The organism is Hyphomicrobiales bacterium (assembly GCA_017642935.1).
Lineage (GTDB): Bacteria > Pseudomonadota > Alphaproteobacteria > Rhizobiales > MH13 > MH13.
The window spans coordinates 1,598,791-1,613,178 of the sequence record JAEPOK010000001.1 but is presented as its reverse complement, the minus strand read 5'-3'; the positions used below and the strand labels follow the sequence as shown (position 1 = coordinate 1,613,178).

Below are 14,388 nucleotides of genomic sequence, written 5' to 3'. Positions count from 1 at the left end.
GTCACCATGGCCACGCTCGTCCTCGGCTCGATCGGCAGTGCCGTCGGCGGCACGCTGGGTGGCCCGACCGGGGCTATCATCGGCAAGGCCATCGGCTCGTTTGCCGGCAATGTCATGGACAACCATCTGTTCGCCACATCCTCCTCCTCGCACGCCGAGGGCAGGCGTCTGCAGAACATCGACGTGCAGACTTCCACCGAGGGCGCGGCAATCCCGCGAACTTTCGGCCGCACGCGGCTGGCCGGCCAGATCATCTGGGCAACGCGCTACGAAGAGGTTGCAACGACGACCCGCCACAAGACTGGCGGCAAGGGCGGGGGAGGCGGCGGTGGCAGCCAGTCGACATCAACCACCACCACCTACAGCTACTTCGCCAACTTCGCGATCGGCCTTTGCGAGGGGTCGATCGCCAGCATTGGCCGCGTTTGGGCCGACGGCAAGCCGCTGGACCGCAACACGGTTTCCATGCGCGTGCACACAGGCGGTCCGGATCAAAGCGTTGACCCCCTGATTGCCGCCAAAGAGGGCACAGCGCCGGCCTTCAAAGACACAGCCTATGTGGTTTTCGAGCGCATGCCGCTGGAACCTTATGGCAACCGTTTGCCGCAACTTGCCTTCGAGATCATCCGCCCGGTCGGTGGGTTGGAAGACAAGGTGCGCGCGGTCACGCTGATCCCCGGCGCGACGGAGTTCGGCTATCATCCGGACCCGGTCGTCCGTTCCTCTGGGTACGGGGTTACTGAAGCTGAAAACACCCACGACACTGTGGCCACAACCGATTGGCATGCATCGCTGGATCAATTGCAGGCGCTCTGCCCAAACCTGGAGCGCGTAGCGTTGGTGGTCGCTTGGTTTGGCACCTCGCTGGAGGCCGGCGCTTGCCAAATCGAGCCGCGCGTCGAGCGCCAAGATAAGGTCACGTCGGTGCCCTGGACCGCGGCAGGCTTGACGCGCGCCCAAGCGAACACGGTTTCCTTGCACGATGGGCGCCCGGCCTATGGGTCCAGCCCCAGCGATGCCAGCGTGGTCGCCGCGATACAGGATTTGAAGGCGCGCGGCATCAAGGTCACGCTGATGCCGTTCATCATGATGGACGTGCCCGCCGACAACACGCTCACCGACCCTTGGACGGGCGCCGGTTCGCAGCCCGCCTATCCCTGGCGCGGACAGATCACGGTCTCGCCTGCGCCGGGCCAGGCGGGATCGCCCGATGCCAGCGCGGCGGCTGCCAGTCAGATCGCAGCCTTTGTCGGGTCTGAAATCCCGCCAGCCAGCGAATGGTCCTTTCGCCGCTTCATGCTGCACTTGGTCGATCTTGCCAACCTGGCCGGTGGCGTCGATGCGTTCATTCTCGGCTCGGAGATGCGCGGCCTCACAACCGTCCGCGATGCGCCGGGATCCTATCCTTTCGTGGACGGGCTGGTGGGCCTTGCCGCTGACGTGCGGGCCAAGCTCGGATCGGGCACGATCATCACCTACGGCGCCGACTGGACCGAATATGCCAACCACCAGCCAAACGACGGTTCCGGCGATCTGACCTTCCACCTTGATCCGCTCTGGGCGAGCCCCGACATCGATGTCATCGGCATCGATCAGTATCAGCCGATCACCGATTGGCGTCCTACGCCAGACCATCTGGATCGTGCGCTTGGCGACGGACCGCATGACCCGGCGGTGATCGAAGCGGGCCTGACCGGCGGCGAAAACTTCGACTGGTACTATGCCAGCGAGGTTGATCGCGCAGCCCAAGTGCGCACGCCGATCACCGATGGAGCCTATGATGAGCCGTGGGTGTTTCGTACCAAAGATCTCATCAACTGGTGGACGCAGCCGCACCACAACCGGGTCGGCGGCGTGCGCCAAGCATCGCCGACCGCCTTTGTTCCGGGCCAAAAACCTATATGGATGACGGAGTTCGGTGCTCCAGCGGTTGATCTCGGCGGCAATCAACCCTCGGCTTTCCCCAGCGATAAACCGGACAATGATAGCCTGCCCTTTGGCTCCAAGGGCTATCGCGACGACGCCCAGCAACGGGCGATCCTCGACACAGCTCTGACCCTTTGGGGCGAGGAAGGCGGCGCCGCCAACCCGCTTTCACCGCTCGATGGTCGCGCCATGATCGATCCGTCCGCCGTGCATCTCTGGACATGGGATGCGCGGCCTTTTCCGCTCTTTCCCTATGCCAGCGAGGTTTGGAGCGACGGCGTCAACTGGACCCGCGGCCATTGGCTGAATGGCCGCCTTGGCGCCGGTTCGCTGGGGTCGGTGATCCTGGCCCTTTGCGATCATTTCGATCTGCCGCCGATGGATGTCGGTGGCGTGCACGGCATGATCGATGGCTACACGCTGGCCGAACCGACCAAGGCCCGCGCGGTTTTCGATGATCTAAGTGCCGTCTATGCTCTCGATATCATTCCCAAGGCCGACGGCGCCAAGGTTACAATGCGCGCTGGCGTGGCGCGCCAAGATATCGCCGAAGACAAGCTGGTCGCGCCCTCAGAGGGTCCCGTCGTGACAGTCACGCGTGAAGATCGCGAATCCGTACCGCGCCAGGTCACACTTGGGTTCGCAAGCGCCATGCACGACTATCAGACTGGCATTGTGCGCTCGGTCCGGGCCGATGATGTGTCGGGGCCCGACCGGTTTCGCGCCATTACGGTCAATCTTGATCCCCGGTCCGCTGCCCAGATCGCCGAGCGCATGCGCCAGGAAGAGATGGTGCGCGCGGCGACGCTGCGCTTCACACTGCCGCCGAGCCTGCGGGCCCTTGAACCCGGCGATGTGATCGACCTTGTTTTAGAAAAAGCCGAGCGCCCGGTTCGGGTTTGTATCGACCGTCTGATTGATGGCGCCGAGCGCAGCGTTGAGGCCCATTGCGTCGATCCCTCCCTTTACGATCAGGCGCCGGACAGCGATTTGCCGTCCAAAATCGCGCTGCGACCGGTGTTCGGCCCGGCCGATTGCGTGCTGCTCGATTTGCCAAGCCAAACATCGGGCGGTGAGGCGCCGCACAATGTGAAGCTTGCCGCCTTTGCCAGCCCTTGGCCGGGAACGCTGGATGTTTTTGCTGGCAGCGACGCCGGGGGCTTCGACCGTATTCAAGCAATCGGTACCCCATCGGTGACCGGCGTCTTGGTCGAAGACCTGACACCTGGACCAGTGGCGTACCGCCATCGCGGTGGTTCATTCCTGGTGGACGTTCAGACTGGTTCGCTGGCCTCGATCACGCATGAGGCCTTGCTTGCTGGCGGTAACCTTGCCGCTCTTGTCACCGACGATAATCTTGAAGTTCTGCAGTTTGGCTCGGCGGACTTGGTGGCCGAAGGGCGCTATCGTGTGAGCAATCTTGTGCGTGGCCTTGGCGGCACCGAACACGCCGCCTCGATGATGACATCTGCTGGCGCGCGTTTCGTTCTGCTCGATGAGAACCCCGTCGATCTCAACCTTTCTCCACAAGCTCTGATCGGTGGCACCACCCTGCGCGTCGAACCGCACAGCGGCGGGGTCGGGACGTTTTCAAGAACCGAGCAGTCCGCAAACGCGCTTCCACGCAGTTTGCAACCCTTGGCGCCCGTGCATCTGCGGGCGAGCTTCCTATCGGGCGGTGATCTTACGTTCAGCTGGATCAGGCGGAGCCGTGGCACATCGGACCTTTGGGAGCTGTCATCCATCCCACTTGGTGAAGAAACCGAGCTCTACCGTGTCACCGCATCCGCCGGTGGCACGATCGTTCGCCAGGCTGAGGTGGCCGAGCCCAGTTGGATCTATGCCGCCACCGACATCACCGCCGATGGTCTGACGCCGGGCGACGAGCTTCAGTTCTCTGTCGCGCAACTGGGCACGGGCGGACGGCTTGGCGCATCGCGCAGCCTGGCCATCATCCTGTAACGCCCGCATCTGGACGCAAATCTGAGCAGCTTGTTCAGTTACGGTTCATCCAATTGGCGCTATAAGCTGGGCCATGATGACCTTCCGCGCTTTCCCCTCTCCCCTGCTTTCGCGCCTGATCGCCGCCGGCCTTGTGGCCGCCGCGATGATCATTGGCGCTACCTCGCCGCAGGCGCAATCCTGTTTGTCGGCTTCTGAAACGCGCTCCGCGATCGCCTCCGGTGAAGTCGTGCGGCTGTCGGTGATTACGGCTGCTGCCCGTTCGGCGGGCTTTAACCAGATCGGGTCAGCAGCTGTCTGCGGATCGCCTGGCAATTATGTGTACAGCGTGGTCGCAAGCAACGCCTCTGGCAGTTCGGCTCGCCTGACCTTTGACGCGCGCAGCGGCGCGCTCTTGTCGCGACAATAAGAAATCAGGGGGGCGGCATGAGACTTCTGGTTGTTGAAGATGAACCCACGCTCAACGCGCAGCTGAAACAAGCGCTGGAAGAGGAAGGCTATGTCATCGACGTCGCGTTCGATGGCGAAGAAGCCTCCTTCCTCGGCGAAACCGAACCCTATGATCTGATTGTTCTCGACATCGGTCTGCCCCAAAAAGATGGCCTGACGGTCTTGGAAGACTGGCGCACCGACGGCGTTGCAACACCTGTCTTGATCCTGACGGCCCGCGACCGGTGGAGCGACAAGGTGAAGGGCATGGACGCCGGCGCCGATGACTATGTCGCCAAGCCCTTCCAGATGGAAGAAGTGCTGGCGCGTGTGCGGGCCATTCTGCGCCGCGCCGCGGGCCTGTCCTCCAATCAGCTATCCTGCGGCCCGATCACTTTGGATCTGAAAACCAACCGCGTCACCGACAATGGCATGCCCGTTCGCCTGACGGCTCAGGAATACCGCGTGCTTGCCTATATGCTCACCCAAGCTGGCAAGGTAATCTCGCGCACTGAACTTACCGAGCACATTTACGACCAGGATTTTGACCGCGATTCCAACACCATCGAGGTGTTTGTCGGCCGTCTGCGCAAAAAACTTTCGGTGAATATCATCGAGACCGTGCGCGGCATGGGCTATCGCATCCAGGATCCGTCTGCCGGTGCCGCCGAAGCGTCGGCCAAAGGCTAGGTTCAGCTTCCGTGGTCGCCTCATCTTCTCCTCCCACGCAGTCTTTGGCCGTCCGGCTTGGCGTCCTCGCTGCCGGTGGGTCGCTGGTCGCGCTCGTGCTCGCTGGCGCCGTCATGGCAACGTTGCAGCGCGCCGGAGCCGAGCGCGCGTTCGATGAACGCCTGTCCGTGTTTGTGACCCAGCTTTTTGCCGACTATGCCAACCGCGATGTCTTTGACGCGACCGCTCATTTTGCCAATCCGGCCTTCGGCCTGCCAGGGTCCGGCTGGTATTGGGTTGTGGGCGATCCGCAAACCGGCGAGCCGCGTTTTGCCTCCGCTTCGCTCTTTGATCCATTGCCGGCACCAGAGGCGCCGCCAGCGGGAGATGCCCGACCGGACGGGCCGATTAGCCGCCCGCTGGAGCTTAGCGGGCAACGCCTGCGCCTTGTTGATCGCCTTTATGAGTTTGAGGGCGAGGAAGTGCTGGTGCGCGTCACAGCGCCGGCCGACGGGCTTGATGCCGAGATTCGCAGCTTTCGCGTGGCCTTGGCGCTGACATTAAGTGCCATGTGGGTGGCGCTTTTGGGCCTGGCCTATTTGCAGGTGCGCATTGGCCTTCGCCCCTTGCAAACCTTGCAGAGCGCCGTTGCCGATGTGCGCGTTGCCAAAACCCGCGACGTGTCAGGAACCTTTCCGCGCGAGGTGAGCCCACTGGTCGATGAGCTGAACGCTTTGCTCAGCGCCAATGAGGCGATTGTTGAACGCGCGCGTCACCATGTCGGCAATCTCGCCCATGCGCTGAAAACGCCTCTGGCAGTCATTTTAAACAGTGCGCGCAGCAACCCTGACGCGGCCTCGATGGCGCGCATCAGCGCCGAAGCCCAGGCGATCGAAGATCGTGTGCGGCTTTATCTCGATCGTGCGCAACGCGCGGCAACGCAGGCAACGTCCGGCAAAGCGGTGCCGGTGCGGACTGTCGTCGAACCGTTGGTGCGCACGATGGCTAAGCTCAACCTCGATCAGGGCCTTTCCTTTGCGATCGACATTGACGCCTCGGTCCGCGTCCGTGCCGACCAGGGTGACTTGGAAGAAATGCTCGGCAATCTTTTGGAAAACGCCTGCCGCCATGCACAAAGCGCGGTGAAAGTCTCGGCTGAGCCCGTCACCGATCAACACCCAGCCTTGATGATTGCCGTCGATGATGATGGCACCGGACTTGATGTCGATGCGCGCGAGCGGGTGCTCAAACGCGGTGAACGGCTGGACGAGGCAAGCCCGGGATCAGGTCTTGGATTGTCCATCGTTAAAGAAATGGCGGAACTTTATGGCGGCGCGTTCGTTCTGTCAGATGGACCGCTCGGCGGCCTACGCGCTGCCATCATCCTACCGGCGGCTGCCCCAGTTCCGCCGGATTCGTAACGCTAGTCGCCGCGTGGCGCACGCGTATCTCTTACCCTGCACTAAAACCTAATCGGGAGAAGTCTCACATGACGAACATTTCAACCCACGGCGAGCAGGCCGTTACGGCGGGCGCCAACAAGCCTGCGCTGTCTCGCTCTTTGCGCAATGGCGCCTTTGCCTTGATGGCCTTGACCGCGCTTGCCGGTTGCCAGTCCTATGGCGGCCCACGCGAAGGCGTTGGCGCGCTTGGCGGCGCCGTTGCCGGTGGCGTTCTCGGCAGCCAGATCGGATCAGGTTCCGGTCAGGTTCTGGCCACGGTTGGTGGCGCCGTTCTTGGTGGCCTTTTGGGCGCTGAAATCGGTCGTCAGCTCGACGCCCAGGCGCAGCAGCGCTATTATCAGGCGCAATATCAAGCGCTGGAAACCGGTCGCCCCGGTGCACCTGTCGCCTGGCAATCGCCGACCGGACCGCGCGGTCAGGTCGTGCCTGGCCAGGCTTATCAGATCAACTCGCTGGTCTGCCGCGACTACACCCACACGGTCTACATTCAGGGCCAGCCAGAAGTGCTCACCGGCACCGCTTGCCGTCAGCCGGACGGCACTTGGCGTAACGTCGGCTAAGCCGGCAAAACAAGCGGGGCGCCAACCCGGCGTTAACCCTCTTTTGGCAGACTGGGATCGACTTGACGTTGTAAGGGTCCCATGTCTGCCACCACACGCATCGGCAGGCAGGAGTTAATCTCCCGCCTGCGCGAATACCTCGGTGAATTGAGCCCTGACTCGCACAGCACGCTGCTGCGATCCATTGATCGCTCACGCGCGCGTGGCGAGCATTCGCCCGTGCATGAAATCATCATGGATGCCTTGCGCGAGGTGATGGACGTCGAACCGGGCGTTGAACGCGCCCTTTCGGCCGAGCGCGCTTTCTTTATGCCTTTAGAGCCGGTGATGGGCTCCATCTCTCTCCCGGAAAAGCAAATCGGCGTCATTGATCGCGATTCGCTGCGCCCGATATGGATTTGGGTCACGCGTGATCTGGCACCCGGCCGCTGCGATGAGTCGCTTGCCGCTCTTCGCGCTGCCATCGTCGACGAAGACCCCAAAGCAATCGCCGATTACGCCGATCACTTTCAGCGCGAAGTCTGCAAACACGCCGAGGCGGTGATCGCCGAGAACGACAAGGCGCATGGATCGCTGAAGCGGCTCGAGGGTCAGCTTGGCAGCTCGCGTGTCTTGGCCGACCTTCATGATATCATTGCGTTTTTCACACAGCGCGAGGCGCTGGAAGCTTTCCTTGAAAAGCTGCCGCCCAAGTTGCCCGTTGGGCGCAGCGGCTTGTCGGCGCTCAACGATGCTTTGACGGTCTATAAGGACCGCCCGGCGTCCGACACGATCTATGCCTTTGCCGCCGTCATCGATCGGCTTGGATCGCCCAGCGATTTGGTGCGGTTCGCCGTCTTTTCTGCCGGCTCGAGCGACCCGGCCGTCATCCGCAGCACCATGGCGGGTGGCGCGGTTCAAATTGCACTGAGCGAAGCTATGCGAGAAATCGAACGCTTGCGCTTGGTGCTGGCGGGCGACCGAAACCTGGAAAAGGTAACCCGCAGCCTGCGACTTTATCACGAGCTGGTGTCGGTTATCGAACGCACACTGGACGAAGCGCCGACCGATCCTTGGCTGAAGCGCTTGGCCTCCGTGCGGGCACGCGCAAGTGAATTGTTGATCAAAGAGTTGGATCCGCTGCTTCACATGATCAAGCGCAGTGTCGGCGTGATGGAAGCCCGAGGCAAGGAAATCGTGCCGGACAAATCGAGCCTCGATGAAGCGGTCTTCGGGCTGACCCTCTTCATGGTCGCCCGCGAAAGCAGTGGGTCGCTGGCGATCAATTCGCTCATCAAGCGGATGGAAAAGAACATCGAAGATGCTCTCGAAAGCCAGGGCAAACAGGCCATCGATAGGTTGAGCAACGCCACCGACGAGAATTGGGACGCAGCCGAGGCGCGCTCAGCCGGCGCTGCCCGCCTGTTCGGCATTTACTTTGGCGGCGCCTATGGCGCGACGATGGTGCGCCGTCACGATGCGACGGTCGAAGCCCGCGCTCGCGACATCGAGATCAAGGCCCGTTTGGCCAGCTAACGCCGCCACCCCAGCGTGTGCGACATAGTGGCTTACGTAGCCCACCCACTGGACAAGTCGGCCGCCCAATCCTAGCCATGATCGACGGCCACGAGCGGCGTGAAAGCGGTTCGATTGGGCTGTCTTGGTCTGGGTGGTAAGGGTGCGTTCGTGCTGGTTTGGGTTGTCTTTGCCGTTCTGACGGCTGTTGCCGCCATTGCGGTTCTGCTGCCCTACGCCCGTGCTCGCAGCCATGCTGACGATCTGGTCGATGATCTCGGTGGCTCGGATGCCGAAGTCTACAAGGACCAGCTTGCTGAAATCGACAAGGACGTCGAACGTGGGGCCTTGAGCCCGGCTGAGGCCGATGCGGCGCGCCTGGAAATCTCGCGCCGACTGTTGAAGGCCAGCGATCTGCCCGATCAGCAGGAAACACAAGCCAGTCAGCCCTCGCGCTGGCGGCCTCGGCTTGTCTTGGCGACGGCATTCGCGATTGTCCCAGTCTCGGCGCTAGCCCTCTATTTCTGGTTTGGCGCACCGGGCGTTCCGGACAATCCGCTCGCCGAGCGCCTATCGGCCAATGTGGAAAACCAGGACGTGGCGATCCTCATCGCCCGCGTTGAAGGCGCGGTTCAAGACAACCCCGATGATGCCCGCGGCTGGGCGATTTTGGCGCCGATCTATGCGCGCCAAGGCCGGTTCTTTGATGCCCGTGGCGCCTACCAGCAACTGCTGCGCATCGAAGGTGAGGACCCGGTGCTGCTCACCGATCTGGGCGAGGTCATCGTTGTTGAAAACCAAGGACTGGTCACCGAAGAGGCGATGCAGCAGTTTTTGGCCGCGCTCGACTTGGAGCCGAGCTTCCCCAAAGCCCGCTACTACCGTGCGCTTGGTCTGGTCCAGGAAGGGCGTGTTGATCAAGCCCGCGGGATCCTGACGGCGCTGCGCAATGATGGCGGACCCGATGCCCCTTGGACGGCGAGCGTCGATGCTCTGCTGGCGGACATGGAAAGCGCGGTGCGTGTGCCTGCGCCAAATGCCGACGCTGCCGAGGCGATCCGTTCACTGCCGGAACAGGAGCGCCGTGCCGCTATTGAAGGCATGGTCGACGGTTTGGCGGCGCGCCTCTCCGATCAGCCCGATGATCTGGCCGGATGGAGCCAGTTAGTCCGCTCTTACGTAGCACTTGGCGAGCGCGCCGATGCCGAGCGCAGCCTTTGGACGGCGCTAGCCTTTTTCGAGGCCGACAATCCGGCGCGCCTGCGCTTGCTGACCATCGCCGAAGAGCTGCAACTTGAGACCACGCCACCCTGATGGTCGGCCGATCCGTGGCCATACTATGGGCATTTTGCCGCGCTTGATGCGCGTCTAAGCGGCCCCTTATAAACCGTGATAACGCTGGTCGAGACCTGACAAACTCGACACGACAAGGACTGTTCAATGACCCGCAAGGGCCAACGCTTTCTTCTTATTGGTGTTGCACTGAGCGTGCTGGCCGTCGCGACCGGCCTGGTGCTGTTCGCGATGCGCGACAGCATCGCATTTTTCTCCTCGCCCACCGATCTTTACTCCCAGCCGACCAGCGAAAGTCAGCGCATTCGCCTGGGCGGATTGGTCGCCGAAGGCACAGTCATTCGTGGCGTTGGCGACACGGTGCGCTTCGGCGTCACCGACACCAATGCGACCATCGAGGTGGCTTACACGGGCATCTTGCCTGACCTCTTTCGCGAGGGCCAAGGCGTCGTGACGGAGGGTTATTTGGCGCCCGATGGCATCTTCCGCGCGGACACGGTGCTCGCCCGTCATGACGAGAATTACATGCCCACCGAAGTCGCCGAAAGCCTGCGTGCCCAAGGCGTGTGGCAAGGTGACGGATCAGGTGATGCGCAGCATCCACCCGCCAATCCCCCGGCATTGAACGAATACTAGACGCATCAAGGAGCGCTCAGGCAGATGATCGTTGAGATAGGCCATTATGCCCTGGTGCTGGCGCTCGTGCTGGCGCTCGTTCAAAGCCTGATGCCGTTTTGGGGCGCACGCATCGGCGATGTTGGCTTGATGCGGATCGCCGATGTCACCGCACCGGCGCAATGCGGGTTTCTGGCGCTAAGCTTTGCCGCGCTTACCTACGCCTATGTCGTGTCCGACTTTTCGGTCGTGAACGTGGTGATGAACTCGCATTCGGAAAAGCCGTTGCTTTTCAAGATCACCGGCGTTTGGGGCAACCATGAAGGCTCGATGTTGCTCTGGGTGCTGATCCTGGCGATCTTCGGCGCCGGCATCGCTTTTTTCGGCGGCAATCTGCCCCGCACCTTGAAGGCCAATGTGCTGTCGGTTCAGGCCTGGGTGACGGTGGCGTTTCTACTGTTCATCGTGCTCACCTCGAACCCCTTTGAGCGCGTGTTGTCAGCGCCGGCCGAAGGCGAAGACCTCAACCCGATCCTGCAAGACATCGGCTTGGCGATCCATCCACCGTTGCTTTACCTCGGCTATGTCGGCCTCTCGATTTCCTTCTCCTTTGCTATCGCCGCCCTCATTGAAGGACGCCTGGATGCGGCGTGGGCTCGCTGGGTGCGCCCTTGGACCTTGGCCGCCTGGGTGTTCCTGACGCTTGGCATCTCCATGGGATCCTACTGGGCCTACTACGAGCTTGGCTGGGGCGGCTGGTGGTTCTGGGACCCGGTCGAAAACGCCTCCTTCATGCCCTGGCTTGCCGCCACCGCGCTGCTCCACTCGGCCATCGTGATGGAAAAGCGAGAGGCCCTGAAAGTCTGGACGGTGCTGCTCGCGATCATTGCGTTTTCGCTGTCGCTTCTTGGCACATTTTTGGTGCGCTCCGGCGTTCTGACCTCGGTGCACGCCTTTGCCACCGACCCCGAGCGCGGGCTTTTCATTCTCGCCATCCTGCTGGTCTTCATCGGCGGGGCTTTTGCCCTGTTTGCGCTGCGCGCCAGTGAACTACGCCAGGGCGGCATGTTCGCGCCGATCAGCCGAGAAGGCGCGTTGGTCGTCAACAACCTCTTCCTGTCGGTGGCCACGGCAACCGTGCTCCTCGGCACGCTCTACCCGCTGCTCTTAGAAGCGCTGACCGGCGACAAGATTTCTGTCGGCCCGCCCTTCTTCAACCTGACCTTCGGCCCGTTGATGATCCCGCTGCTGCTCGCGGTGCCGTTCGGCCCGGTCCTTGCGTGGAAGCGCGGCAATCTTGCCATGGCGTTGGAACGGCTCTGGTGGGCGGGGGCTGCTTCGTTGGTGGTTGTTGCCTCTATTTTCGCGTTGTTCGGCGTTGATGCCTGGATCAAGGCCATCGCAATCGGTGTCGCCGTCTGGCTGATGCTCGGCGCCATCGCCGATCCGCTGGGCCGTGTAAGGGCGTTCTCCTCGCCCATCGGCGACACCTTCCGCCGCCTGATCAATCTGCCGCGTTCAGCTTGGGGTACGACGGTCGCGCATTTCGGCGTTGGCGTCATGCTGCTTGGTATTGTTGGCGTTTCGGCGTTTGAAAGCGAAGAGATCACCACGCTGAACCCCGGCGAGAGCGCCTCGGTTGCAGGCTACGAGTTCACCTTTGAGGGTCTGCGCCCTAACACCGGTGAGAACTACACCGAAGTGATCGCGAGTTTCACAGCCCGTGAAGGCGGCACTGTCGTCGCCGTCATGGAGCCCTCACGCCGCGTCTATCCGGCGCGCAACTTCCCGACCACCGAAGCCGCGTTCCACACCGTCGATATGTTCTCGCAGCTTTACATCTCTCCTGGCGACCCGACGCAGGATGGCGGCATTGTCGTGCGCTTCTATCACAAGCCTCTGGTGACGCTGATCTGGATCGGCACGCTGATCATGTCGGCCGGTGGCGTTCTGTCGCTAATGGATCGCCGCTTGCGCGTTGGCGCACCGACACGCGCCAAAAAAGCCAAGCAACCAGCTATTCCTCAGGGCATGGAGCCGGCCGAATGATCCGGCTGGCGCTCGCCGCCCTGATGAGCCTGATACTGGCGCTGCCTGTGCAGGCCGTGCAGCCCGACGAGGTGCTAGACGACCCTGTGCTTGAAGCGCGGGCGCGTGACCTGTCGGCGGAAATCCGCTGTCTGGTTTGCCAAAACGAAAGCATCGATGCGAGCAACGCCCAATTGGCGCGCGACTTGCGGATCCTTGTGCGTGAACGCCTGGTAGCCGGTGACTCGGACCGAGAGGTGCTCGATTTTCTGGTCGCCCGCTACGGCGACTTCGTTCTGCTGCGCCCGCCGGTGAACCAGGCCACGGTTCTGCTCTGGTTCGGCCCGGCCTTGGTGCTCTTGATTGCTGGCACGGTGATTTTTCTGCGCACGCGAGGCCGCAAAACAACTGTTGCCGCCGCGCCCGCGGCCTTGAGCGCGGAGGAAAAAGCGCGCCTGGACGCGCTACTGAAGTCCGACCAGGACTAACGCACCCCCATTTTCCCCACACAGAGTGTTCACCCACCCGTGGCTTGCGCGTGAGCAAGGCTGCATGCGAGCGTGCGCCATCTTCTTGTTGCCTGTTCGGGCCGCTTTTCCAGGACGTTTGATTATGCCAGCCACCACCAGCCGCATCACCTTCACCGGTGCATCGGGCGCAGAACTTGCCGCCCGTTTCGACAAGCCCGCCGGCAAGCCGCGCGCGTGCGCGCTCTTCGCCCATTGCTTCACCTGCTCCAAGGACGTCTTCGCGGCCAAGCGCATTGCTTCAGAGCTTGCCGCGCACGGCATTGCGACCCTGCGGTTCGACTTCACCGGTCTTGGGCACTCCGATGGCGATTTCGCCTCCACCAACTTCTCTTCCAATGTCGGTGATCTGCTCAGCGCCGTGGAATGGATGCGCCAGAACGACCAGGCGCCATCGATCCTGATCGGCCATTCATTGGGCGGCGCGGCTGTGCTGTCGGCGGCGCCGGACATCCCCGAGGTCAAGGCCGTCGCCACCATCGGCGCCCCGGCCGACACCGCTCATGTGGTGCACAATTTCGAGGCCGATATTGAGGCCATTGAGCGTGACGGCAAGGCCGAAGTGAAACTGGCCGGTCGTACCTTCACCATCGAGAAACAGTTTCTGGAGGATGTCGCGAGCCAGAACATCTCCCAGCGCATCGGCGCTATGAAAAAGGCTTTGATGGTGTTCCACTCACCCGTCGATCAGACCGTCGGCATTGAGAACGCGGCCACCATCTACAATGCCGCCAAGCATCCCAAGAGCTTTGTTACGCTCGACGGCGCCGACCATCTGCTCACCAGCCACACCGACGCCGCCTATGTCGCGCAAATGATAGCCTCCTGGTCAGAGCGTTACATTCCAGCCGCCGAGCCGCAGGAATCGGTGTTTTCTGGAGAGGTTGCGACAGCCAAAATCTCCGTTGCCGAAACCGGTGCCGGCAAGTTTCAGGCCTCGGTACGCATGGGTGTCCACGGTATCTTGGCCGATGAGCCGGAAAGCTATGGCGGCATGGACACAGGGCCGGCGCCCTACGACATGTTGGGCGCTGCGCTGGGCGCTTGCACGACGATGACGCTGCGCATGTACGCCGACTTCAAGAACCTTGAGCTGCCGTTGGTCGCGGTCACCGTGGAGCATGACAAGGTGCACGCCAAAGACTGTGCCGATTGCGGCGAAGAGATTGAAGGCAAAGCCGGCAAGATCGACCGTTTCGAGCGCACCATCCATCTGGCCGGTGATGTTGCGCCTGATGTCAAAGCCAAACTCATTGAAATCGCTGATAAATGTCCGGTGCACAAAACGCTGACAAAAGGCGCAGCGGTCGTCACCAAATGCGCGAACGAGTTGGCCTGATCAGCAAGACTTTTTCGAACATTACAAAGGTTTAACCCGACCGACATGGTGCGGTAAGGCGCGCGACACCATTTTGCCAGTCA

General features: G+C 62.1%; 11 protein-coding genes. All 11 read left to right on the top strand.

The window, feature by feature from the left end; translation table 11 throughout:
- Window positions 1-6: 6 nt before the first annotated feature.
- The 11 genes from JJ917_07605 (at window position 7) to JJ917_07555 (ending at window position 14,305) form a co-directional block, all read left to right on the top strand.
- Complete coding sequence (locus tag JJ917_07605) at window positions 7-3,888, top strand: glycoside hydrolase/phage tail family protein (protein ID MBO6698677.1); 3,882 nt, start codon at window positions 7-9, stop codon at window positions 3,886-3,888.
- Between the two features lie 73 nt (window positions 3,889-3,961).
- Window positions 3,962-4,297 (top strand): hypothetical protein, encoded by a 336-nt coding sequence (locus JJ917_07600; GenBank protein MBO6698676.1) that lies wholly within the window; start codon window positions 3,962-3,964, stop codon window positions 4,295-4,297.
- Between the two features lie 17 nt (window positions 4,298-4,314).
- The gene (locus JJ917_07595; GenBank protein MBO6698675.1) at window positions 4,315-5,007 is read left to right on the top strand and encodes a response regulator transcription factor; all 693 of its coding nucleotides are present in this window, start codon (window positions 4,315-4,317) and stop codon (window positions 5,005-5,007) included.
- An 11-nt stretch (window positions 5,008-5,018) separates the two neighbouring features.
- Window positions 5,019-6,407, top strand: a complete 1,389-nt coding sequence (locus JJ917_07590; GenBank protein MBO6698674.1) for a HAMP domain-containing histidine kinase — start codon at window positions 5,019-5,021, stop codon at window positions 6,405-6,407.
- Window positions 6,408-6,475: 68 nt separating this feature from the next.
- A complete protein-coding gene (locus JJ917_07585; protein MBO6698673.1) occupies window positions 6,476-7,009 on the top strand; it encodes a glycine zipper 2TM domain-containing protein in 534 nt (177 codons plus the stop codon).
- An 81-nt stretch (window positions 7,010-7,090) separates the two neighbouring features.
- Complete coding sequence (locus tag JJ917_07580; protein ID MBO6698672.1) at window positions 7,091-8,524, top strand: hypothetical protein; 1,434 nt, start codon at window positions 7,091-7,093, stop codon at window positions 8,522-8,524.
- Window positions 8,525-8,674: 150 nt separating this feature from the next.
- Complete coding sequence (gene ccmI, locus JJ917_07575) at window positions 8,675-9,817, top strand: c-type cytochrome biogenesis protein CcmI (protein ID MBO6698671.1); 1,143 nt, start codon at window positions 8,675-8,677, stop codon at window positions 9,815-9,817.
- 126 nt (window positions 9,818-9,943) lie between these two features.
- Window positions 9,944-10,432 carry a cytochrome c maturation protein CcmE gene (gene ccmE / locus JJ917_07570; GenBank protein MBO6698670.1) on the top strand — a complete coding sequence of 163 codons (489 nt, stop codon included), beginning with the start codon at window positions 9,944-9,946 and terminating at the stop codon, window positions 10,430-10,432.
- A gap of 24 nt (window positions 10,433-10,456) precedes the next feature.
- The gene (locus JJ917_07565) at window positions 10,457-12,460 is read left to right on the top strand and encodes a heme lyase CcmF/NrfE family subunit (protein MBO6698669.1); all 2,004 of its coding nucleotides are present in this window, start codon (window positions 10,457-10,459) and stop codon (window positions 12,458-12,460) included.
- The gene (locus JJ917_07560; GenBank protein MBO6698668.1) at window positions 12,457-12,927 is read left to right on the top strand and encodes a cytochrome c-type biogenesis protein CcmH; all 471 of its coding nucleotides are present in this window, start codon (window positions 12,457-12,459) and stop codon (window positions 12,925-12,927) included. Before JJ917_07565 ends, JJ917_07560 begins: the two co-directional genes overlap by 4 nt.
- A 124-nt stretch (window positions 12,928-13,051) precedes the next feature.
- The gene (locus tag JJ917_07555; protein MBO6698667.1) at window positions 13,052-14,305 is read left to right on the top strand and encodes an OsmC family protein; all 1,254 of its coding nucleotides are present in this window, start codon (window positions 13,052-13,054) and stop codon (window positions 14,303-14,305) included.
- Window positions 14,306-14,388 lie beyond the last annotated feature (83 nt).